Source organism: Methylobacterium sp. 001424705 (assembly GCF_059816145.1).
This window is the reverse complement of the sequence record NZ_JCBANU010000004.1, coordinates 185,450-206,046: the sequence shown is the minus strand read 5'-3', so window position 1 is coordinate 206,046 and position 20,597 is coordinate 185,450. Positions and strand designations below refer to the sequence as shown.

The following is a 20,597-nucleotide window of genomic DNA, read 5'->3' as shown; positions in this document are numbered from 1 at the left end:
AATGGCCGAGCTTTCTTGTCACCAGCTGCCAGAACTTCCGAGGTTCTCACCGTGCTCGCCGAGCAGGAAGGGGAACGGCTGACCGTCGGCGAGATCGTCGCCGTCCTGAAGGATCGCGCCTTCGCGCTCCTCATCGTCATCCTCGGATTGCCCAATTGCCTGCCGATGCCGCCGCCGATCCCCCTGGTCTGCGGTCTTCTGCTGCTGTTGGTGGCGATTCAGATCACGGCCGGCATGGCCTCGCCCTGGCTGCCCCGCGCGCTGCTGCGCCGGTCCGTCGCCCGCAGCGACGTCGAGCGGGCCGCCAGCCGGGCCGTGCCGCTGCTGCGCCGCCTCGAGCACTGGTCGCGCCCGCGCATGAGCCTGTTCGAGACCGCCCTCGGCATGCGCGGCGTCGGCCTCATCCTGCTCACCCTGTCGCTGGCCCTGATCGTGGCCGCGCCGATCGTGGGACAGATCCCCCTCGGCCTCGCCATCTGCCTCGTCGGCCTCGGCCTCGTCGAGCGCGACGGCGTCGTGGTTCTGGGGGGCCTCGCCATCGGCGCCGTGGGTGTCCTCCTCAATGCCGGCTTCGTCTATGCGATCATCTCCGGCCTCATGAGCCTGTTCGCTCTCTGACGGACGGACCGCGCCGAGGATCGCCGCGCTCCGAGGGTCGCTGCGCCCGTCAGGCTTCGAGATGGCGCGCCCGCACCAGCCGGCGGACCAGGCCGCCCCGGCGCCCGATCAGCATCGAGACCAGGTAGAAGCCGCCCGCCGCGAGTACGATCGCGGGCCCGGTCGGGAGATCGGCCTGGTAGGACACGCTGAGCCCGACCACGCTCGACAGCATCGCGATCAGGACCGAGACCGGGATCATGCCCGACAGGTCCGCCGCCCAAAACCGCGCCGCAATGGCCGGCAGCAGCATCAGCCCCACCGCCAGCAGCGTGCCGAGGGCCTGGAAGCCTCCGACGAGGTTCATCACCACGAGGCCGAGAAAGGCGTAGTGCACCGGGCCGCCGGCCCGGCTGACCGTGCGCAGGAACAGCGGATCGACGCATTCCATCACCAGGGGCCGATAGATCGCCGCCAGCCCGAACAGCGTCACGGTGGCGATGCCGCCGAGGAGCCAGAGGGCCGGGTCGTCGAGGGCGAGGACGCTGCCGAACAGGATGTGCAGCAGGTCGATCTGCGAGCCGCGCAGGGAGACCAGCAGGACGCCGCCGGCCAGCGAGATCAGGTAGAAGGCCGCGAGGCTTGCATCCTCCTTGATCACGGTGGATCGGGTCACGAAGCCGGCCAGCAGCGCCACCGCGAGGCCGGCGGCCAAGCCGCCCAGGGTCATGGCCGGCAGGGACAGCCCCGCCACCAGGAAGCCCGCCGCCGCCCCGGGCAGGATCGCGTGGCTCATGGCGTCGCTCATCAGGCTCATGCGCCGCAGCATCAGGAACACGCCGACGGGCGGGGCCGAGAGCGACAGGGCGAGACAGCCGACCAGGGCCCGGCGCATGAAGCCGAATTCGACGAAGGGACCGAAGAGGAGGTCGATCACGCGGCGTGCCCCCGGTCGCGTACCGCCCCATGGTCTTGGGCATGCGGATGCGCATGGCGCCCATCGGGGCCGTGGTCATGGACGGGACTGTGGTCGTGGTCGTGGTCGTGGTCGTGGGGCGGGCCCGGCTCCTCGTGCCGGCCGCAGACCGCGGCATCCTCGTCCCAGGCCTCCGACAGGCTCTGGGCGCGGGCGAGGTTCTGGGGCGTCAGCACCCGCTCGGTCGGTCCCCAGGCCACGCGCTCCCGCGCGAGCAGGAGCGTGTGCGGGAAGTGGCTCCGCACCTGTCCGAGATCGTGGAGGGCGGCCACGATGGTGCGGCCCTGCCCGTGCCAGGCGCGGACCAGGGCCAGGAGGTCGGCCGTGGTGCGTCCGTCGACCCCCGTGAACGGCTCGTCGAGGAGGAGGACGCGGGCCTCCTGCACGATCAGGCGCGCGAACAACGCCCGCTGGAACTGGCCGCCCGACAGGGTGCCGATCAGGCGCGCCTCGAATCCGGCGAGGCCGACGGCAGCGAGGGCGTCCAGCAGCGTCGCCCGATGCCGGCGCGCGCTCCGCCAGGGGCCGAGGCGCCGCCACAGGCCCATGGCCACGAGATCGAGGACGCTGAGGGGGAAGCTGCGGTCGATCTCCGCCGCCTGCGGCAGGTAGGCGATGGCCTCCTCGAGGCCCGGACGGGCGATCCGGCCCTCGAGACACGGAATCTCACCGACGATGCCCTTCAGGAGGGTCGACTTGCCGGCCCCGTTCGGCCCGACCAGGGCGAGGAGGGCCCCGGGCGGAATGACCCCGTCGAGGTGGTGGACCGCCGGGTGGCGGTCGTAGCCCAGGGTCAGCCCGTGGAGCGTGATGGCGCCGGGCAGATCACAGCTCATGGTCACGACTCATCGGGAGGCCCACAGGATGGCGGCCCAGAGCAGGAGGGTCAGGACCAGCGCCACCGCGAAGCGCAAGGACGCGCCGGCCTGGAACAGCGAGCGGCGGAGGGCGGCAGGGGGGCGCGGGGCTTGGATCACGGCGGGGCTTGGGTCACGGCGGGGCTCGGGTCACCGATGGATCATTTGCCCGAACGGGAGCGCCGGCTTATGTTGGCGGTGATACACTGTAACACTCGGGCAGTTCAACGGGCCGGGTTCACGGGGCAGATCATGCACGACCATGCGGCGACGCATGACCACGGTTGCGGCGGGGCGGAAGAAGCGATCGCCCGGGCGGAGCGCCTGTGTCGCGAGCGCGACCTGCAATTCACCCGCCTGCGTCGCGACGTGCTGGCGGCCGTGGCGGGGCAGACGCGGCCGATGGGCGCCTACGACATCGCCGAGACCCTGAGCGAGCCGGGGCGGCGCGTGGCGGCGGTCTCGGTCTACCGTGCCCTGGATTTCCTCACCGAGCACGGACTCGTGCACCGGATCGCCAGCCGTAACGCCTTCGTGTCCTGCGGCCACTCCCACACCGAGGGCGCCGGCCTCGTCTTCCTGATCTGCCGGAACTGCGGCACCATCGACGAGACCACCTCGCCGGAAGTGGAGGATCAGCTCGGCCGGACCCTGGCCAAGGCCGGCTTCAAGCCGACGAGCCGCATCCTCGAGGTCGAGGGTGAGTGCGGTGCCTGTCTCGGCCGGACCACCGCGGAGTGAGCGGGCACGCCCGCGGCCTCGCGCCGGTCCGCCCGTCGGCTCAGCACGCGTTCTCGTAGGCGCGGGGCGAGAACACGGTCATGAACAGGATCCGCAGGTCGAACCAGATCGACCAGTTGTCGATGTAGTGCAGGTCGTGCTGGACCCGCCGCTGCATGTCGAGGTCGGTGAGGGTTTCGCCCCGGAGGCCGTTCACCTGCGCCCAGCCGGTGATGCCCGGCATCACGTTGTGGCGTCGCGCGTAGAGGGCGATGCGGTTCTCGAAGCTGCGGTCATGCGCCAGGGCGTGGGGGCGCGGCCCCACGAGGGACATCTCGCCGAGCACCACGTTGATGAGCTGAGGCAGCTCGTCGATGTTCGAGCGCCGCAGGACGCGGCCGATCGGCGTGATGCGACTGTCGTTGCGGGTCGCCTGCTTGAAGACCTCCTCCGGAGCGGCCTTCATGCTGCGGAACTTGAAGACGCCGAAGGGCTGCTGGTTGAAGCCGTACCGCCTCTGCCGGAAGAACACCGGACCCGGGCTGTCGAGCTTGATCAGCGCCGCCACCACGAGGAAGAGCGGGCTCAGCAGCACCAGGGCGATCAGGGCCAGGGTCAGGTCCAGGCTGCGCTTCAGGAACAACTCGCCGGCCTGGAGCGGGCGACGCCCGATATTGATGCCCGAGAGGCGGCCGACCCGGGCGAGGGCGAGGTCCGGAAAGCGATCCATCACCGAGCCGGGGCGCAGGTGGAGGGCCGCCGGCACCCGCAGGAAAGCGTCGATGCAGCGCTCGATGTCCGAGGCGTCCGACCAGGGCAGGAGGATGAACACATCGTCCGGGCGCAGGAAGCGCACCACGGAGACCGCGAGATCGAGATCCTCCGATCTCTGGGCGTGCCGGGCCGCCGCGTCGCCGGTCGGGTCGACCTGACGCAGATAACTCGTGCCGATCACGCGCAGGCCGAGGGCCTCGGGGTCGTTGTGGGCATAGAAGCGCGCGATATCCTCCTCGTAGCCGACCAGATGGACCCGGTTGGTGTTACCCGATGTCGATGTCGCCGCGCTGCGGACGAGGCGCAGCATCGTCGCGCGGGCGAACAGCATCGCCGGGAGGCCGCCGGCGAACATCCCCAGGGACACCAGGCGCGAATACTCATGGGTGGTCTTCGTGGCGAAGCCGATCAGCAGCACGACGGCCCAGGCCCCGATCCAGACCGTCGTCGCCCGCCGCAGGTGCGGCCGGCGGGCGAGCAGCGTCTCGATATGGTAGTCCTCGCGGACGAGGTTCGTCAGCAGCACGAACAGGGCGACCAGGGCGGCGAGCTCGAAGCTGCCGCTGTGTCCCGCCACCGGCCCGGTGACGTCGAAGGCCGTCCGGTAGGCGGCGTCGATCCCCGCGGCGACGCTGACGATGACGAGGATATCGGCAATGGCGGTCGCGGCCGAGAGCCCGATCCGAAACGCGGTGCGGCTGCGTCGGGGGAGAAGCGCCGCCCAGACATCGTGGCGCGCCCGCGACACTGGAAGCTTCTCGAGAGCGGCTGGGATTCGGTCATGAAACATCTGGAGCGCTCTGTCCCGTCCTGATGCGAAGACTGTCCGAAACTGAACCGAAATCACGGACCGGTTAGGGATGCCGAGACGATCGGTGCAAGACACGGGCCCGGAGTCCGTTGCTCTCGTCCGACGGCGCGGCGCGGGGTCTCGACCGCGACGGGGTCGCGCGTTCGACAGGTTGCTTCGAGAAGGACCTCTTCCGGTGGGCCCTTGAGGCGCCGTCCCGCGATCCTGCGGATGCGTCCGGTCGCGCATACCGCCCCACAACGTCGGTTCCGCGCAGAGGGTTGCGCACGACTATCGTTCGACCCGGAGCGCCCGGGCGCTGGGGATCGATCCCGGCCTCCGCCCGACGCCCCTGGTTCAGGCGCGGCCGGCGCGGCGGGCCGGCCGCGCCTCGCCGGGTTGTCCCGTCACGTCTCGACCCGGGACACGTCACGCCGGGTCGATCCGATCGGCCTCGCGGCTGCCGCGTGAGGTCCCCACGCATCAGGCGGCGGCGTCCGAATCGGGCCGTGCGACGGTCTGGATCGTCTCGAACCCCTCGAACTGCGGATGGCCCAGGTAGAGGGGCTTGGTCGACGGCACGCGGCCGTGGGCCTTCCGGAATTGCTCCGATCGGGTCCAGGCCTCGAAATCCGCCTTCGACGACCAGATGGTGTGGGAGGCGTACAGCACGTGGTCCTCGCCTTCAGGACCGCGGAGGAGATGGAACTCGACGAAGCCCGGCATCTCGCCGAGATGACTGTCGCGGCCGAGCCAAACCTGCTCGAAGTCTTCCGTCGCGTCCTTGACGACTTTGAAGCGATTCATTGCGATATACATGATCCACCTGGGTTTTTCGGCGTCTCGGACGATCCCGTGCGACACCTCTAACCTGGGGCATAGGGGCACGAAAAGCCATCCGGTGCGGCGGATGCGCCGCGCTCCGGCCCGGCGCGGACCGCCCGATGAAAGCCCGGCCGCGCCCGGTTCGTCAGGCATTCGGAGCCGTGGGTGCGTTCGCGGTGCAGCGAAACTCGCGAGGGACGATCGCAACGTCGCGCTTGCAATCCGTGCCAGCTTTGTGGTCAAGCTCTCAGAACGGTCACCTCCGATGCTCATGCGGAGTAAACATCTAGTGGCGTTCGACTGCAGACAAGGATAGTCTCTACCACCACGTTCAATCGTTGATCGACTGCCTTGGTTTCGTGGCGAATGAACTTAAGGAATCCTGCACGCCTTCGTACGAAAGCGCTCCAACCTCATCGTCCCCGGGGCTGGTCCGGGCGGGGGCTGAAAATTTCTATAGGGACTGAATCGAGAGATGATGCCTAAGCAGACTACCGACGTCGATCGCCTCGTCGGATTGAGGATCACCGCTTTGCGCAAGGCGCGCGGCCTGAGCCAGACCGCGCTCGGGACCGCCGTGGGCGTGACCTTCCAGCAGGTCCAGAAGTACGAGAAGGGGCAGAACCGCGTCGGTGCCGGGCGCCTGCGCGAGATCGCCCGTCTTCTCGAAGTTCCGGTCTCGGCCTTCTTCGAGGAAGACGAGGTTGGCGGCACCCAGTCCGATGTCTTCGGCTTCCTCAGCGCGCAGGGCGCGATCGAGTTGCTGCGGGCCTACGCGCTGATCGAGGACGATCAACTGCGCCGCGACGTGCTCGCCATCGTGCGGACGGCCGCGAAGATGGGCAAGCAGGCACCCGAGCCCGCCGCCGCCGGTTAGGGGCTCGCCGAGCCCCTAACCGATCCAGTGGAAGAAGCTGCCCGTCACGGCGCCGCGCCGGTGTCCGGCGTGGCCGAGGGGTACGCCCTCCGCATCGGTCACCGCCGCGAGCCCCGTCTCGGGGGTCGGCGGCGCACTCGTTTCGCTGGCATAGTGGAACTCGTGCCCGACGAGGCGTGCGCCCGCGCCCCCGAGGGGGCCCTCGGCCAGCAGCGTCGCGACGCGGTAGCCGAGGTGCAGGCGGCGGGTCTTGTAGGAGGTCGCCACCGGCAGCAGGCCCGCCATGGCGTGCGTGACCCCCTGCGCATCCTCCAGGCTCTCGCCCAGGACCATGTAGCCGCCGCACTCCCCGTGCACCGGCTTTCCCCGGGCGAACACCCGCAATCCGTCGAGGAAGCGCCTGGCCTGCGCCAGGGCGCCGGCATGGAGCTCGGGATAGCCGCCGGGCAGCCAGCCGGCATCGCAATCGGCCGGGGGCGGCTCGTCGGCCAGGGGCGAGAAGGGCACGAGTTCGGCGCCCGCCGCCCGCCAGCCCGCCGCCATGTGCGGGTACAGGAACGAGAAGGCCGCATCCGACGCGATGGCGATGCGCTGGCCCGGCGGCCGGGGCAGGATGCCGGCGCCCGGGGCGGGGGCCGCGCCGGCCGCGGCGGCCAGGATCGCGTCGAGGTCGAGGCCGGCCTCGGCGAGGTCGGCGAGCCGGTCGAGCCGGGCATCGAGGTCGTTGGTCTCGCGGGCCTGGACGAGGCCGAGATGGCGCTCGGGCAGGACGAGGCTCGCATCCCGCATCAGCGCCCCGAGCACCGGCATGCCGATGCGGCTCAGGCCTGCCTCCACGAGGCGGCGATGGCGGGCACTCGCGACCTTGTTGAGGATCACCCCGGCGATGCGGATGCGCGGATCGTAGGATCGGCACCCGAGGGCGAGGGCGGCGGCCGATTGCGCGGCGCCGGAGACGTCGAGGACGAGGATCACCGGCCAGCCGTAGCGCGCGGCGATGTCGGCATTGGCGCCCGTGCGCCCCTCCGGTGCCACGATGCCGTCGAACAGCCCCATCGAGCCCTCGGCGATCACGAGGTCGGCGCCCAGAGCCGAGAGGGCCGCCACGGCGTCGAGCATCGGCCCCGGCATGGCGAAGCTGTCGAGGTTGAAGCTCGGATGGCCGGTGGCCGCCTGGTGGAAAGCGGGGTCGATGTAGTCCGGCCCGCACTTGGCGCCGCGCACGGCCAGGCCCCGCCGGGCCAGCGCCCGCATCAGCGCCAGGGTCACGGTGGTCTTGCCCGAGCTCGAACGGGGCGCGGCGACGAGGAGACCGGGCACGCTCACGGTCGGTCTCCGTTTGCCCGCGCGGTTCGCACGGTCTCGCCCGTCGGCCGGAAGCGCCGGTCGTAATCGGTGGCGTAGAGGGCGCTCTCCCGGAACTCCGCCGGGTCGAGGGCGGGCCCCACCAGGATCAGCGCCGTGCGCTCCAGCCCGGCCTCGGCCACCTGGCCCGCCATCGTCGCCAGGGTTCCGGTGAGCACCCGCTCGTCGGGCCAGGTGGCGCGGAACACCACCGCGACGGGGCAATCGGCGCCGTAGAACGGCGTCAGCTCGGAGACCACCGCGTCGACGACGTGGATCGAGAGGTGCAGGGCGAGGGTGGCGCCGGTGCCCGCGAAGGCCGCCAGGGTTTCGCGCGCCGGCATGGCGCTGGCGCGCCCGGAGGTGCGGGTGAGGACGACGGACTGGGCGAGGCCCGGAACGGTGAGCTCGCGCCGCAGGAGCGCGGCGGCGGCGGCGAAGGACGGCACGCCCGGCGTCACCGTGAAGGGGATGCCGGCCTGGGTGAGGCGGCGGGTCTGTTCGGCGAGGGCGCTCCAGATCGAGAGGTCCCCCGAATGCAGGCGCGCCACGTCCTGGCCCGCCGCGTGGGCGGCCGCGCATTCGGCCACGATGGTGTCGAGGTCGAGGGGCGCCGTATCGACGATGCGGGCGCCCGGCGGGCACCAGCCCAGGATCTCGGGCGCCACGAGGGACCCGGCATGCAGGCAGACGGGGCAGCGCGCGATGAGGTCGCGGCCGCGCACGGTGATGAGGTCGGCGGCGCCCGGGCCGGCGCCGATGAAGTGTACGGTCATGGATCCTGCGTGACGGATTGTGCGCGAAGCGCAAGGGCGCAGGTCGCCCCGGCACTGGCGATTCGCCGCAGCAGCAGCGTCGCACCCGGTCCGGCGGCGGCGAGGGCGGCGGCCTCCGCCACCGAGCCGACCCGGCGCGACGCCTCGATCCGGTGCGAGCGGGTGGGCACTTCGGCGTCCACGGCGATCAGGGCCTCGGGCGGGACGGCCTCCAGGGGACAGCCGAGCGTCTCGGCGACGGCGCGGATCGCCGGCTCCCCGGCCCGGTCGCCGGCGGTGGCGAGGCGGACGACGCGGGCGCGCGGCAGGCAGGCGGCGTCGCAGGCCTGCGCGACCAGGGCAAGGATCTCGGCAGGCGCGGTCGCATGGCGAAACCCGATTCCGGCGACGAGGTCGCCCGGTCCGGGTTCCACCGGCGCCGTGCCATCCCCCCTCATGCCTTCACCCAGGCCCATTGCGTCACCGGCATCGCCCCGCGCCAGCCGTGCAGGTGCCCGACCGGATCCGCATGGGCGACCGTCAGGCGCTTGAGGCTCCCGCCCTGCTGCCCGAAGGCCGCGAGCAGCACGGCTTCGCCCTCCAGGGTCACCACGTTGGCGACGAGGCGTCCGCCCGGGGGCAGGGCGGCGACGGCCGCGTCGAGGACGCCCGGCGCGGTGACGCCGCCGCCGATGAAGACGGTGTCGGGGGCCGGCAGGCCGGCCAGGGCCGCCGGGGCGGGACCCTCAACCACGCGCAGGTCGGGCACCCCGAGGCGGGCCGCGTTGCGGGCGATGCGGGCGGCCCGGGCCGGGTTGCCCTCGACGGCGATGGCCCGCAGGCTCGGGTGGCGCAGCATCCACTCGATGGAGATGGAGCCGGCCCCGGCGCCGATGTCCCACAGGGTCTGGCCGGCGCGGGGGCGCAGGGCTGCCAGCGTCACCGCCCGGATGTCGGCCTTGGTCAGCTGGCCGTCATGTTCGAACCAGGCGTCGTCGAGGCCGGGGCTCACGGTAACCACCTGGGCCGCGGCCGCGCCGACGACCTCGATGCCGAGGGTGTTCAGGGGGTCGATCCCCACGAGGTCGAAGCCCGCGGCCGTCGCGCTGCGCCGGCGCTCGCGCGGCCCCCCCATGGCCTCCAGGACGGTGAGGCGGGATGCGCCGAGGCCGCGCTCGGCCAGGAGCGCGGCGACCGCCGCCGGCGTGGTCTCGTCCCAGGTCAGGACGAGGAGGCGGGCGCCGGGCTGGAGATGCGGGATCAGCCGGGGCAGTGCCCGGCCGTGCAGGGTGAGGCAGCCCGTCTCCGCCAGGGGCCAGCCGAGGCGGGCGCAGGCGAGGCTGAAGGCCGAGGGTTGGGAGAAGACCCGCATCTCCGCGGCCGGGACGATGCGGGCGATCTCGGCCCCGATGCCGTAGTGGAACGGATCGCCGGTCGCCAGGATGCAGGTGGGCGTGCCGCGCCGGGCGAGGAGTCCCGGATAGGCGTCCGCCATGGGGCTCGGCCAGACCCGCGTCTCGGCGGCGAGCGGCGCGGCCAGCGCCAGGTGCCGGCGTCCGCCATAGACGAGGCGCGCGCCGTCGAGGGCGGCGGCGGCGGCGGGGCTCAGGCCCGCGCGTCCGTCCTCGCCGATACCCACGATGGTGAGCCAGGGGGCGGCCGGCGGGCTGGTGGACACGGCGTTACCGGTCATGGAGAACGGCCCCGAGGGTGGGGGGAGCATGCGGATACTGATCCTGGGAGGCACCGGCGAGGCGAGCGCCCTGGTGCGCGGGCTCCTGGCCATGGGCCGGCGCGATGCCGTCACCCTGTCGCTCGCCGGCCGCACCAGCCGGCCGAAGCCGGAACCCGTGCCGACGCGGATCGGCGGGTTCGGTGGCGTGGAGGGGCTCGCCGCGTGGCTGGCCCAGGACCGCACCGACCTCGTGGTCGATGCGACGCATCCCTTCGCGGCCCGGATGAGCGCCAACGCCGCCGAGGCCTGCGCCCGGACCGGCACGCGCCTGCTGGCGATCCGCCGTCCGGCCTGGAGGCCGGTGGCCGGCGACCGCTGGACGACGGTGCCCGACATGGCGGCGGCCGCCCGGGCGCTCGGCCCCGCGCCGCGCCGGGTCTTCCTCACCATCGGCCGGCAGGAGGTCGGGGCCTTCGCCGGCGCGCCGCAGCACGACTACGTCGTGCGCGCCATCGAGGACATCGCCCTGGCGGTCCCGCGGCTGACTTCTGTCCAGGCGCGCGGCCCCTTCGACGCGGCCGCCGAGGCGGCGTTCCTGGCCGAGGGCGCGATCGAGGTCCTGGTCAGCAAGAATTCCGGGGGCGGCGCCACCTACGGCAAGATCGCCGCGGCGCGGGCGCTGGGGCTGCCGGTCGTGATGGTCGACCGCCCGGAGAAGCCGGACGTGCCGAGCGTGCCGGACGTCGCGGCGGCCCTCGCGGGGATCGCCGCCCTCTGAGGCCCGCGCCGACCCGCGCATCACGCCGCCGGCACGCTGCGCGGCGTGTAGACGAACGGCGTGGCGTCGCCGCGCGGGATCAGGCGAGTGGCCGAGGCGCCGATGATCACCATTGTGGCCATGTCGGCCGTGGTCGTCCGCGCTTCGTCGAGGGTGAGCACCCGGATCGCCTCGTCGGGCCGCGAGACGGCGCGGGCGAAGATCACCGGCGTGTCGCCGCGCCGGATCTCGGCGGCCAGATCGAGGGCCTTGCCGAGCTGCCAGGGCCGGGCGGAGGAGATCGGGTTGTAGAGGGAGATCACGAAATCCGCCCGCAGCACCGCCTCCAGACGGGCGGTGATGACCTCCCAGGGCTTGAGGTTGTCCGAGAGGGACATCGCGCAGAAATCGCCGCCCAGGGGCGCGCCGAGGCGGGCGGCGGCGGCCAGCATCGCGGTGATGCCGGGCTCCACCGTGATGGGGAGCCGGGCCCAGGCCGGATCGCCGGCCTCCACCGCCTCGAACACCGCCGCCGCCATGGCGAACACGCCGGGATCGCCGCCGGAGACCACCGCGACGCGCCGGCCGGAGGCGGCGAGTTCGAGGGCGTGGCGGGCCCGGTCGACCTCCACCCGGTTGTCGCTGGCGTGGCGGACGAGCCCCGGCCTCTCGGGCACGCGGGCGACGTAGGGAATGTAGCCGATGAGATCCTGCGCCTGGGCCAGGGCCTCCTGTGCGGCCGCCGTCAGCAGGCGCGGATCGCCGGGGCCGAGGCCGACGATCGCGATGGACCCGGAAGCCGAGGTCGGGCCGCTCACGGCCGGCGTCCCTCGCCGGGCAGGAGCACCATCGAGAAGTAGGGCGCCTCGTCGTCGGGCTTGTCCTTGAGGGCGATCACCCGCTCGCCCGCCATGGTGCCGCGCTCCACATAGACCGCGCGCTCCAGCACGCCGGCCTCGGCGAGCGCCGCCCGCACCTTCGGCAGGTGGCGGCCGAGCTTCATCAGCACGGCGGCGTCGGTGGCGCGCAGGCGCTCCACCAGGGCGGCGTGCGGCAGGGTGGCGGGCAGCACGGTCAGCACGTCGTCGCCCCAGGTGATCGGGGTGCCGGCGCGGGTCCAGCAGCCGGACATCCCGGTGACGCCGGGCACGACCTCCACGGGGAAGCGGTCCTTCAGGCGCCGCCACAGGTGCATGAACGAGCCGTAGAAGAACGGATCGCCCTCCGACAGGATGGCGACGTCCCGGCCCGCGCCGAGATGGTCGGCGAGGCGCCCGGCCGCGTCGTCGTAGAAGGCGGCGAGGGCCGCGACGTAGTCCGGGTGCTCCGGGTGGAGCTCGGTGGTGTAGGGGTAGACCAGGGGGCATTCGCGCCCCGGCTCGGCGGCGAGCACGGCGTCCGCGATGGTGCGGGCGTTGCCGCGCCGGCCCTTCTTGCAGAAATGCACCAGCACCGGGGCCCGCTCCAGCACCCGCATGGCGCGCACGGTGAGGTAGTCCGGCTCGCCCGGGCCCATGCCGACGCCGTACAGGGTGCCGGTGCTCACCGCGCGCGGGATCTCGGTCCGCTCCGCCGCGTCGGGGGGAAGGCGCTCGCCGGAATCCATCACTCGATCTCTTGCGCGAGCGCGTTGATGGCCGCGGCCGTCATGGCGCTGCCGCCGCGCCGGCCATGGACCACGATGAAGGGCACCCGACCGTCGCGGGCGAGGGCTTCCTTCGACTCTGCGGCGCCGACGAACCCCACCGGGATGCCGATGACGGCGGCGGGGGGCGGCACGCCCTCGTCGAGAAGCTCGAGGAGGCGGAACAGCGAGGTCGGGGCATTGCCCACCGCCACGACGCTTCCGGGCAGGTGCTCGCGCCAGAGCTCCATGGCGGCGGCCGAGCGGGTGGTGTTCATGGCGGCGGCGAGGTCCGGCACGCGCGGATCGCTCAAGGTGCAGATCACCCGGTTGTCGGCGGGCAGCCGCGCCCGCGTGACGCCGTCGGCGACCATGCGGACGTCGCACAGGATCGGCGCGCCGGCCTTCAGGGCCGCCTCGCCGGCTCGCGCGAAGTCGGGGGAGGCCTCCACGTCGCGCGGCAGGTCGGTCATGCCGCAGGCGTGGATCATCCGCACCACGACCCGCTCGGCGGTGCCCTGGAAGCGCACGAGATCGGCCTCGGCCCGGATCATCGCGAAGGAGCGGGCATAGATCGCGCCTCCGTCACGCAGGTAGTCGAGGCGGGAACTCATGACGGTCGCGGTCCTGGCGGGTGTTCTGGGAAGATTTGGGCGAGGGAATGTGCCGAATCCGCCCTCCTTACGCGCTCCAGCGCGGCCTCGAAAGGGAGGCGCGTCGTTGGCGAGGCATCCGGCCGCCCGGACAGCACCACGTCGTACCACCCGTCCCGCCCGACGAGGGTGAGGTCGGCGGCGCCCGGATGGGCGCAGCCCTTGGGGCAGCCCGAGACATGGGCGCGCAGGCCGCGCGCCGCGAAGGGCCGGAACGCCTCGGCCAGGCGGGCCGCGTCGTGCAGGGTCGGGGTCGATCCCGACGCGCAGGCCGGCGCGCCTGGGCAGGCCGCCACCGCCCCGCGCGGATCGTCGGCCCGCGTCAGGAAGCCGGCCCCGGCCAGGGTTTCCCGCGCGGCTTCGGCAACGGCGGCGTCGGCGCAGACGAGGAGGAGGCCGCGGGTCGGCGAGAGGCGCAGGTCCGCGCCGCCGACGGCGTCCGCCGTGTCGGCGAGCGCGTCGAGGGCGTCGGCGGTGCAGCGGCCGAAGGGGGCGTCGACGAGGAGGGCGACGCGCCCCTCCGCCCTCGGGGGCGGGGATCGCCGGGACTCGCTGTCCGGGAGAGAGAGGGGCGGCAGGGCCAGCAAGCCCGGGCTCAGGGCGGCCGACTCGGCCGGCCCGGCGATGCGCTGCAGGCCGAAGCGAGCCAGGGTCTCCGCCCGGGCCGCTGCCGGAACATCGCGCATCCGCCGTTGCCCGCTCGCCGCCAGCAGGCGCAGGGCCGCCTCGATGATGGTCGGCGCGGCACCGTCGGGCAGGCGCCACCAGGCCGCGTCGCCGGCGAGGCGCAGGGCGAAACCCGCGCGCGTGACGACGGCGTGAAGGTCGGCCTCCGCCGAACCGAGGCTGATCCCGTGCGTGGCCGCCTCGACGGCCACCAGCGACTTCGGCGGCAGGCCCGGGATCACCCGCCCGATCGCCTCGATGGCCTGGGCCAGGGCCGGGACCGCCTCGGGTTCGAGCCCGGCCAGCGGCGGGGTCAGGGTCAGGCGTTGCGGGCCCCCGTCGTGGCGGACATCCCCGAGACCGATGGCCGCCAGCGCCTCGGCGAGGTCGCAGCGGGTCGCCTCGGTCACGCCGCGGATCTGCAGGTTGGCCCGGGCTGTGACGTCGACATGGCCGTTGCCGAAGCGGCGCGCGCCCGCCGCCACCGCCCGGGCCTGGGCCGGGGTGAGGCGCCCGAGGGGCGGGTGGACGCGGGCGAGCAGGCCGTCGCCGGTGGGCATCGGCCGGGCGAGGCTGGGGCACCAGCCGCGCCGGCTCGGCGCCTCCGGGGCGACGCGGCGGGGCGCGGTCATTCCGCCGCCTCGCGCAGCAGCTCGTCGGCCGCCATCTCGTCGGCCGCCATGGCGTTGCGCCGGGTGGTCCAGAGGCCGCGCCGGCGGGCCTCGTCGAAGCGCTCGAGGATGGCGCGGGCCGCCTCCGGATTGGCCGCCCGCAGGGTCTCGAAGGTCTCGAGGTCGGCGATCATCGCCCCGTAGAGCCGGTCGAGGTCGGCGTCGCACACCGCGTCCGTGGTGGCGGCGAGGACGAAGACCGCGTCGACCCCCTGTGCCAGTTCCTGGGCGCCGCGATAGCCGTGCCGGAGCTGCGCCGCGATCCAGCGCGGATGGGCGAGGCGGCCCCGGATCAGACGGGCGGCGTCCTCGCGGGCGGTGCGCGCCTTCGGGGTCTCGGGCGTGGCGACGTCGAGGCTGTAGAGGGCGGGGCTCGCCCCCGTCAGGGCGGCGGCGGCCGAGAAGCCGCCCATCGCCTCCACGGCGGCGTCGCCGTCGAGAAGGTCGCGCTCGGCGACGTCGAAGGCGTGCACGTAGGCGTCGGCGCCGGCCACCCGGGCGGCGAAGCCCGCATCCTCGCTGTCCGCCGCGCCCCCATAGGCGTGCGACGTGGCGGCGAGATAGGCCCGCCCGAGATCGTCGCGGCTGTCCCAAGCCCCGTCGAGGGCGAGGCCGCCGGCCCCCGCGCCGTAGCGCCCGGGCGCCGCGCCGTAGACTCGGGCCGGCGCCTCGCCCCGGCGGCGGGCGGCGGCCAGCGGATTCTCGTCATCCTCTTCCTCCCGCGCTGCCACTGCCTCGGCGGCCCGGGCGAGGAGCGACAGGGTCTCGGGAAAGGTATCGCGAAAGGCGCCCGAGACCCGCACCGTCACGTCGATGCGCGGCCGGTCGAGGAGCGCCAGCGGCAGCACCTCGAAACCGGTGACCCGGGTGGAGGCGTGGTCCCAGACCGGGCGCACGCCCATCAGGGCCAGGGCGTGGGCGACGTCTTCGCCGCCGGTGCGCAGGGTGGGCGAAGCCCAGAGGTCCATGACGATCCGGGCCGGGTACTCGCCCTCGTCCTGCAGGTAGCGCAGGACCACGGCGTCGGCGGCCCTGGCCCCCAGGGTGGTGGCGGCCCGGGTCGGCAGGCTGCGCGGGTCGAGGGTGGCGAGGTTGCGGCCCGTGGGCATCACGTCGGTGCGCCCGCGCGACGGCGAGCCGGCGGGACCGGGCGCCACGAAGCGGCCGTCGAGGCCACGCAGCAGGCCGAGGCGCTCGCCCTCCGCGCAGGCGGCCACCGCCTCCGAGGCCTCGGCCCCGGCCCGGCCGAACACGTGCAGCCCGTCGCGCGCGGTCACCTCGCCGAGGTCGCAGAGATGCGCGTCGAGGGCCGCGAGCGCGTCCGGCATCGGCGTGTCGGCGTCGATCCCGGCACCGGCGAGCAGCCCGGCCGACATCGCCTCGTCCAGGATGGTGCGCGCCAGGATCGCGGCGCGGCGCGGGTCGAGGACGCTGGCGGCGGAGTATTCCTCCACGAGCGCGCGCAGGCGCGCCGCGTCGGGGTCGAGCCCCGTCACGCCGGTCTGCGGCGTCAGGTGTCCGAGGGCGACGCCCCCGAGGCGCCGCTTCAGGGGCGCGGCCTCGCCCGGATCGTCGACGATGAAGGGATAGACCACCGGGAGCGCCCCGACGGCGCGGGCCGGCCAGCAATCCGGCGAAAGGGCGACGGCCTTGCCCGGCAGCCACTCGGCGGTGCCGTGGGTGCCGAGGTGAACGAGGGCGTCGAACCGGCTGCGCAGCCCGAGGTGGAAGGCCAGATAGGCGTGGGTCGGCACCGCGTCGGGGTCGTGATAGGCGGCCTTGCGGTCCGTCGACCGCCCGCGATCGGGCTGCAGGAAGACCGCGAGGCGCCCGCCCGCAGGGGCCACGCTCGCGAAGCGGAACGCGCCGTCCCGGCAGACCGGGTCGGCCTCGGGCGGACCCCATTCGGCGTCGAGGGCCGCGCGCGCGGTCTCGGGCAGCGTGCCGAACCAGTCCCGGTAGGCATCGAGGTCGACCGCGAAGTCCTTCGGCCCCTGCGTCAGACCCCGCATCAGTGCCTCGGCGTCCGGCAATGCGCCGATGCCGTAGCCGGCCTGCGCCAAGTCCGCGACGATCGCCCGCGCGCTCTCCGGCGTGTCGAGGCCGACGGCAAAGCCCGCGCGGCCGCCGCGGGCGGGATAGTCCGAGAGCACCAGGGCGAGGCGGCGCTCGGCCCGGGGGAGCCGGGCAAGGCGGATCCAGGCGGCGGCACGCTCGGCCAGGGCCGCGATGCCCTCCGGGTGCGGCACGGCACGGCGCTCGGCGAAGCCCTCGGTTTCCGGACCCTCCTCCTTGAACGAGATCGGAAACCCGGAGAGCCGGCCGTCGAATTCCGGCAGGGCGACCTGCATGGCGAGGTCGGCCGCACCCATGCCCCGGGCGGAGGCGGCCCAGGCGTCCCGCGCCGCGCCGATGCTGAAGGCCTGTAGGACCGGGCAATCGGCGGCATCGAGGACGAACCCGGCATCCTCCCGCGCCGAGAAGGCGGTGGCGGCGATGACGATGGCGGGCCGATGCGCCGCGATGGCCGCCCGGAGGGGCGCGATCGCGGCGGGGTCCTTCAGGCTTGACACCGCCACGGCCAGCACCGCAAGGCCGCGCGCCTGGAGCGCGGCGCCCAACGCGGCGATCGGCGCGGTGTCGCCCGAGAGCACGCTGGACCGGTAGACCACGACCAGCGCCAGCGGCGCCTCGGCCGGGGCGGTCTGGAACGGTCGTCCGGCGGCGCGGGCCTGCCCGTCCGCGACGGGGCCGCAGCCCGGGCAGCAGACGAAGCCGCGGGGCAGGGGCAGGGGCGCCTCGACCGCCGCGGGATATCCGATCGCGGCGGCCATGCGCCCGACCAGGCGGCGCAGGTTCGCCGTGCCTCCGGCCCGGAAATAGGCGTCGAAGTCGGGGGCGAGCTCCGGCTTCGTGGAATAGGCGTCGAGGCGCGGGTCGGGCCGGTCGTCGCCCGGCAGCACCACGAGCGCCACCCCGGCGGCGCGGGCGGCCGCGCTGGCGCGCTCGATGCCGTAGCGCCAGTAATCGAGGCCGCCGAGACAGCGGATCACCACCATCCGCGCCTGGGCGATCACCGACTCGACGTAGAGGTCGACCGACATCGGGTGGCGAAGTTTCGCGAGCTTGGCGAGCCGCAGGGTCGGGCCTCCGGCCGAACCCGGCGGGAAGACCGCCGCGTGGGCGCCAGCCATGCCGAAGAGATCCGAATCGGTGAAGGACAGGAAGACGATGTCTCCCGGCGCCTGACCGAGATCGATCGCGGCTTCGCCCTCGTCGAGGGAGACCGTATCGATGCGGATCAGGTGCATGGCGGGCGCTTATCCCGCCAAGGCGGCGGCGACGGCGGCCTGGTCGAACCCCTTGAGGCCGATCACCACGAGGCGGCCGTCGCGGGGCTCGCCGGACTTCCAGGGGCGGTCGTAATGGTGGGCGATGCGGGCACCGACGCCCTGGACCACGAGGCGCATCGGCTTGCCGGTAACCTCGGCGAAGCCCTTGATGCGCAGCACGCCCTCCGTCTCGGCGGCGCGGGCGACGCGGATGGCCAGGTCCTCGGCCGAGGCCGTGGCCGCCACCGGCAGCGCCACCGAATCGAAGTCGTCGTGGTCGTGGTCCTCGCCCTCGCCGTGGTGGGACGGACGCGCGTCGAGGTCGTCCTCGGCCGCCGCCTGGATCCCCAGGATCACGCGCGGGTCGAGGCGGCCGTGCTCGGCCTCCACCATCTTCACCGCGCGGGGCAGGTGTTCGGTGACCTCGGCCCGGACCTTGGCGCGCCCGGCCTCGTCGAGGAGGTCGGCCTTGTTCATCACCACGAGGTCGGCGCAGAGGAGCTGGTCCTCGAACACCTCCTCGAGGGGATTGTCGTGGTCGACGCTGGCGTCGTCCGCGCGCTGGGCGGCGAGCGCCGCCGGATCGTCGGCGAAGAAGCCGGCGGCCACGGCCGGGCCGTCGATGACCGCGACCACGCCGTCCACCGTCACCCGCGAGCGGATCGCCGGCCACTGGAAGGCCTGGACCAGGGGTTTGGGCAGGGCGAGGCCCGAGGTCTCGATCAGGATGTGCTCGGGCGGATCGGCCCGGTCGAGGAGCTTGTTCAGGGCCGGCACGAAATCGTCGGCCACGGTGCAGCAGATGCAGCCGTTGGCGAGCTCGACGATGTCCTCGTCGCCGCAGCCCTCGATGCCGCAGGCGGCCAGGAACGAGCCGTCGAAGCCGATGTCGCCGAACTCGTTGACGATGATGGCGAGGCGCCGGCCGTTCGCATTCTCCACGAGGTGGCGCACCAGGGTGGTCTTGCCGGCCCCGAGGAAGCCCGTGACGATGGTGCAGGGGATCTTGGCGACGAGGGTCATTCGGCGGCGTCCGGAAGGGGGGGCGCCGCGACGGGCGGCGGGAATGGGGGAAGGCGGGCGACGACGCCCTTGCGGAATTCCTGCGGCCGGGCCTTCCACGGCACGATGCCGTCCGGCGTCTCGGCATAGAGCGCCACGCCGTCCAGGATGGTGCCGGCCGACGCGACCGGGTCGAGATCGCCGTAGACGTAGGTCCAGCGGCCTTGCGAGGCCACCGCCACCGTGCAGGGGCGCTTGCAAACCGAGAGGCATTCGACGCTCTCGACCGTGATGCCCGGGTGGCCGCCGGCGCTCACGGCGTCCTGAAGCGCGGCGAGCAGGCGGGCGCCCGCCCGCGGCTCCGAGGCGTCGCCGGCCGTCCGGCAGGTGGCGCAGACGTAGAGGGTGACGGCGGCGTGGTCCGTGTCAGGCCGCGGGTCGGGCATGTGGTCAGGCATGGGTCGGCCGCGCGTGGGTCGGCCGGGTCTTGCCGAACAGCCCCCAGGCCCAGCCATAGGCCAACCCGATCACCGCCCAGAACACGAAGGCGATGCCCAGCGAGCGCGCCGCGAACTGCGCGGCGTAGGAGGCCGGCAGGTTCGAGGCGGCGTGGCTCGCCTCCGGCGCACCCGCGAGATGGGGCGCGACGAGGAGCACGATGCCGCCCGCGATGGTGATCGGCGCCCGCCGGATCGCGATAAGGTAGAGCCCCATGGCGGTGGCCGCGGCGGTCATCACCCACCAGAACTGGCGGTCGGCCAGCGGCGCGGCCTCCATTCCGGGGAGTTCCGGCGCGAGGCCGAGGGCGGGGGCCAGCGCCACCGCGAGGAAGCCGCCGATGGCGAAGCGCAGGCCGGTCTCGGGGTTGGGCTCGCGGTTGCAGGCCAGGAGCACGGCACCGAGCAGGAACGCGTAGCCGACGCCGCCCACCAGGGTGGCGAGCGCGGTGAAGGCCATGCGCGGCAGGCCGGGGCCAGGCTGCCAGTCGGGCGCGACCTCGCCGCCCGCCACCGAGGGATCCTTGGTGCCGTGATCGTGACCGCCATGGACGCGGACGATCAGCGAGGCGGGGGTCGGCCGAACGGGGGCGGCGGAGGCCTGCGTCTCGTAGCGCTCGGCCGCGATGATGAGCGGCGAGGTGAGTGCGAGCTGCAGGCCCGTCGCGACGACGGCCGCGAGGAAGCCGGCGACCAGGGCCGCCGACACGAGCCGGATGATCATGGGATTGTCTGCCTTAAGCGGAGACGCTCAGTGGCAGGGGAAGTTCTGGCTGTGGCGGAAGTCGTGCGCCGCGTTGTGCAGCGCCATCGCGGGGGCGAAGCCTGCCATGAATACGAGGCCGAGGCCAAGGAAGGCGGCCACGAGCACGGCGCCGAGGCGCTCGTTGGTGCGGGTGCCGGTCAGGACGAGGGTGTTGGTCGACATCGGGTTCATCTCCTGGCCGCCCCGCCGGCGGCCGTCAAGCATCGAGCGGGAGGACGGCAGGTCTCCTGGCTCGCGGGTCGCTGGTCCTGCCGCCTTCCCGGATCGCTCCAGTGGCTGATGGCAGTCCCGTCTCCGCTCACAGTTGCGGGGGCAGCTGCGGTTTCGAGGTCGCCCCCTCACCGCATTCCCTTTTCACCCCGTCGCCGGGGCACCGTCCGATCCACGCTTCTACGCGGTTGCCGATCCGCTGACAACGCGGCCCGGATCGGATTCCCGC

Annotated in this window: 22 protein-coding genes and 1 riboswitch; of the genes, 4 read left to right on the top strand and 18 right to left on the bottom strand. The window is 73.5% G+C overall.

Annotation, left to right across the window (positions count from 1 at the left end):
- Positions 1-15: 15 nt before the first annotated feature.
- Positions 16-618, top strand: coding sequence for an exopolysaccharide biosynthesis protein (locus tag AC6EUL_RS05575; protein WP_274534725.1), 603 nt, complete (start codon positions 16-18; stop codon positions 616-618).
- 49 nt (positions 619-667) lie between these two features.
- Here the strand turns inward: AC6EUL_RS05575 and AC6EUL_RS05570 are convergent, their stop codons facing one another.
- Genes AC6EUL_RS05570 through AC6EUL_RS05560 form a run of 3 tightly spaced genes read right to left on the bottom strand, consistent with a single transcriptional unit; the run spans position 668 to position 2,550 of the window.
- Positions 668-1,492: a metal ABC transporter permease gene (locus tag AC6EUL_RS05570; RefSeq protein ID WP_156389722.1), complete on the bottom strand. Its 825-nt coding sequence runs from the start codon at positions 1,490-1,492 to the stop codon at positions 668-670.
- 38 nt (positions 1,493-1,530) lie between these two features.
- Positions 1,531-2,409 (bottom strand): metal ABC transporter ATP-binding protein, encoded by an 879-nt coding sequence (locus AC6EUL_RS05565; RefSeq protein ID WP_499869294.1) that lies wholly within the window; start codon positions 2,407-2,409, stop codon positions 1,531-1,533.
- Positions 2,410-2,418: 9 nt separating this feature from the next.
- The gene (locus tag AC6EUL_RS05560; protein WP_274534726.1) at positions 2,419-2,550 is read right to left on the bottom strand and encodes a hypothetical protein; all 132 of its coding nucleotides are present in this window, start codon (positions 2,548-2,550) and stop codon (positions 2,419-2,421) included.
- A 132-nt stretch (positions 2,551-2,682) separates the two neighbouring features.
- On the opposite strand from AC6EUL_RS05560, the gene AC6EUL_RS05555 reads away from it, so the two are divergent.
- A complete protein-coding gene (locus AC6EUL_RS05555; protein WP_056275295.1) occupies positions 2,683-3,171 on the top strand; it encodes a Fur family transcriptional regulator in 489 nt (162 codons plus the stop codon).
- A 40-nt stretch (positions 3,172-3,211) separates the two neighbouring features.
- Here AC6EUL_RS05555 and AC6EUL_RS05550 read toward each other — a convergent pair whose 3' ends face one another.
- Entirely contained in the window at positions 3,212-4,714 is a 1,503-nt protein-coding gene (locus tag AC6EUL_RS05550; RefSeq protein WP_056490868.1) for an exopolysaccharide biosynthesis polyprenyl glycosylphosphotransferase, read from the bottom strand.
- Positions 4,715-5,197: 483 nt separating this feature from the next.
- Positions 5,198-5,533 (bottom strand): heme-degrading protein HmuQ, encoded by a 336-nt coding sequence (gene hmuQ / locus AC6EUL_RS05545; RefSeq protein WP_056214716.1) that lies wholly within the window; start codon positions 5,531-5,533, stop codon positions 5,198-5,200.
- A gap of 481 nt (positions 5,534-6,014) precedes the next feature.
- Here hmuQ and AC6EUL_RS05540 point away from each other — a divergent pair, with 481 nt between their 5' ends.
- Positions 6,015-6,416, top strand: coding sequence for a helix-turn-helix domain-containing protein (locus AC6EUL_RS05540; protein ID WP_056214719.1), 402 nt, complete (start codon positions 6,015-6,017; stop codon positions 6,414-6,416).
- A gap of 15 nt (positions 6,417-6,431) precedes the next feature.
- Here the strand turns inward: AC6EUL_RS05540 and AC6EUL_RS05535 are convergent, their stop codons facing one another.
- Genes AC6EUL_RS05535 through AC6EUL_RS05520 form a run of 4 tightly spaced genes read right to left on the bottom strand, consistent with a single transcriptional unit; the run spans position 6,432 to position 10,208 of the window.
- On the bottom strand, positions 6,432-7,742 hold the full coding sequence (locus AC6EUL_RS05535) for a cobyrinic acid a,c-diamide synthase CobB (protein ID WP_499869290.1): 1,311 nt from the start codon (positions 7,740-7,742) through the stop codon (positions 6,432-6,434).
- Entirely contained in the window at positions 7,739-8,536 is a 798-nt protein-coding gene (gene cobM, locus AC6EUL_RS05530; RefSeq protein ID WP_056381267.1) for a precorrin-4 C(11)-methyltransferase, read from the bottom strand. Before cobM ends, AC6EUL_RS05535 begins: the two co-directional genes overlap by 4 nt.
- Positions 8,533-8,973, bottom strand: a complete 441-nt coding sequence (locus AC6EUL_RS05525) for a cobalamin biosynthesis protein (RefSeq protein WP_499869288.1) — start codon at positions 8,971-8,973, stop codon at positions 8,533-8,535. Before AC6EUL_RS05525 ends, cobM begins: the two co-directional genes overlap by 4 nt.
- On the bottom strand, positions 8,970-10,208 hold the full coding sequence (locus AC6EUL_RS05520) for a bifunctional cobalt-precorrin-7 (C(5))-methyltransferase/cobalt-precorrin-6B (C(15))-methyltransferase (protein WP_056381269.1): 1,239 nt from the start codon (positions 10,206-10,208) through the stop codon (positions 8,970-8,972). Before AC6EUL_RS05520 ends, AC6EUL_RS05525 begins: the two co-directional genes overlap by 4 nt.
- Positions 10,209-10,236: 28 nt before the next feature.
- Here AC6EUL_RS05520 and AC6EUL_RS05515 point away from each other — a divergent pair, with 28 nt between their 5' ends.
- On the top strand, positions 10,237-10,968 hold the full coding sequence (locus AC6EUL_RS05515) for a cobalt-precorrin-6A reductase (protein WP_499869286.1): 732 nt from the start codon (positions 10,237-10,239) through the stop codon (positions 10,966-10,968).
- Positions 10,969-10,988: 20 nt separating this feature from the next.
- Here AC6EUL_RS05515 and cobJ read toward each other — a convergent pair whose 3' ends face one another.
- Genes cobJ through AC6EUL_RS05470 form a run of 9 tightly spaced genes read right to left on the bottom strand, consistent with a single transcriptional unit; the run spans position 10,989 to position 20,320 of the window.
- The gene (gene cobJ, locus AC6EUL_RS05510; RefSeq protein ID WP_499869284.1) at positions 10,989-11,765 is read right to left on the bottom strand and encodes a precorrin-3B C(17)-methyltransferase; all 777 of its coding nucleotides are present in this window, start codon (positions 11,763-11,765) and stop codon (positions 10,989-10,991) included.
- A complete protein-coding gene (locus tag AC6EUL_RS05505) occupies positions 11,762-12,553 on the bottom strand; it encodes a precorrin-2 C(20)-methyltransferase (RefSeq protein ID WP_056490845.1) in 792 nt (263 codons plus the stop codon). Before AC6EUL_RS05505 ends, cobJ begins: the two co-directional genes overlap by 4 nt.
- Positions 12,553-13,185 carry a precorrin-8X methylmutase gene (locus tag AC6EUL_RS05500; RefSeq protein ID WP_499869282.1) on the bottom strand — a complete coding sequence of 211 codons (633 nt, stop codon included), beginning with the start codon at positions 13,183-13,185 and terminating at the stop codon, positions 12,553-12,555. Before AC6EUL_RS05500 ends, AC6EUL_RS05505 begins: the two co-directional genes overlap by 1 nt.
- Positions 13,182-14,522, bottom strand: a complete 1,341-nt coding sequence (locus tag AC6EUL_RS05495; protein ID WP_499869280.1) for a ferredoxin-like domain-containing protein — start codon at positions 14,520-14,522, stop codon at positions 13,182-13,184. Before AC6EUL_RS05495 ends, AC6EUL_RS05500 begins: the two co-directional genes overlap by 4 nt.
- The gene (cobN, locus tag AC6EUL_RS05490; protein ID WP_499869278.1) at positions 14,519-17,872 is read right to left on the bottom strand and encodes a cobaltochelatase subunit CobN; all 3,354 of its coding nucleotides are present in this window, start codon (positions 17,870-17,872) and stop codon (positions 14,519-14,521) included. Before cobN ends, AC6EUL_RS05495 begins: the two co-directional genes overlap by 4 nt.
- Positions 17,873-17,881: 9 nt before the next feature.
- A complete protein-coding gene (gene cobW, locus AC6EUL_RS05485; RefSeq protein ID WP_499869276.1) occupies positions 17,882-18,916 on the bottom strand; it encodes a cobalamin biosynthesis protein CobW in 1,035 nt (344 codons plus the stop codon).
- Complete coding sequence (locus AC6EUL_RS05480; protein WP_244479857.1) at positions 18,913-19,353, bottom strand: DUF1636 family protein; 441 nt, start codon at positions 19,351-19,353, stop codon at positions 18,913-18,915. The genes cobW and AC6EUL_RS05480 overlap by 4 nt, the downstream gene beginning before the upstream one ends.
- On the bottom strand, positions 19,346-20,116 hold the full coding sequence (locus AC6EUL_RS05475; protein WP_499869274.1) for a CbtA family protein: 771 nt from the start codon (positions 20,114-20,116) through the stop codon (positions 19,346-19,348). Before AC6EUL_RS05475 ends, AC6EUL_RS05480 begins: the two co-directional genes overlap by 8 nt.
- Before the next feature lie 27 nt (positions 20,117-20,143).
- Positions 20,144-20,320: a CbtB domain-containing protein gene (locus tag AC6EUL_RS05470; RefSeq protein ID WP_055947494.1), complete on the bottom strand. Its 177-nt coding sequence runs from the start codon at positions 20,318-20,320 to the stop codon at positions 20,144-20,146.
- A gap of 38 nt (positions 20,321-20,358) precedes the next feature.
- Positions 20,359-20,551: riboswitch (cobalamin riboswitch) on the bottom strand.
- Positions 20,552-20,597 lie beyond the last annotated feature (46 nt).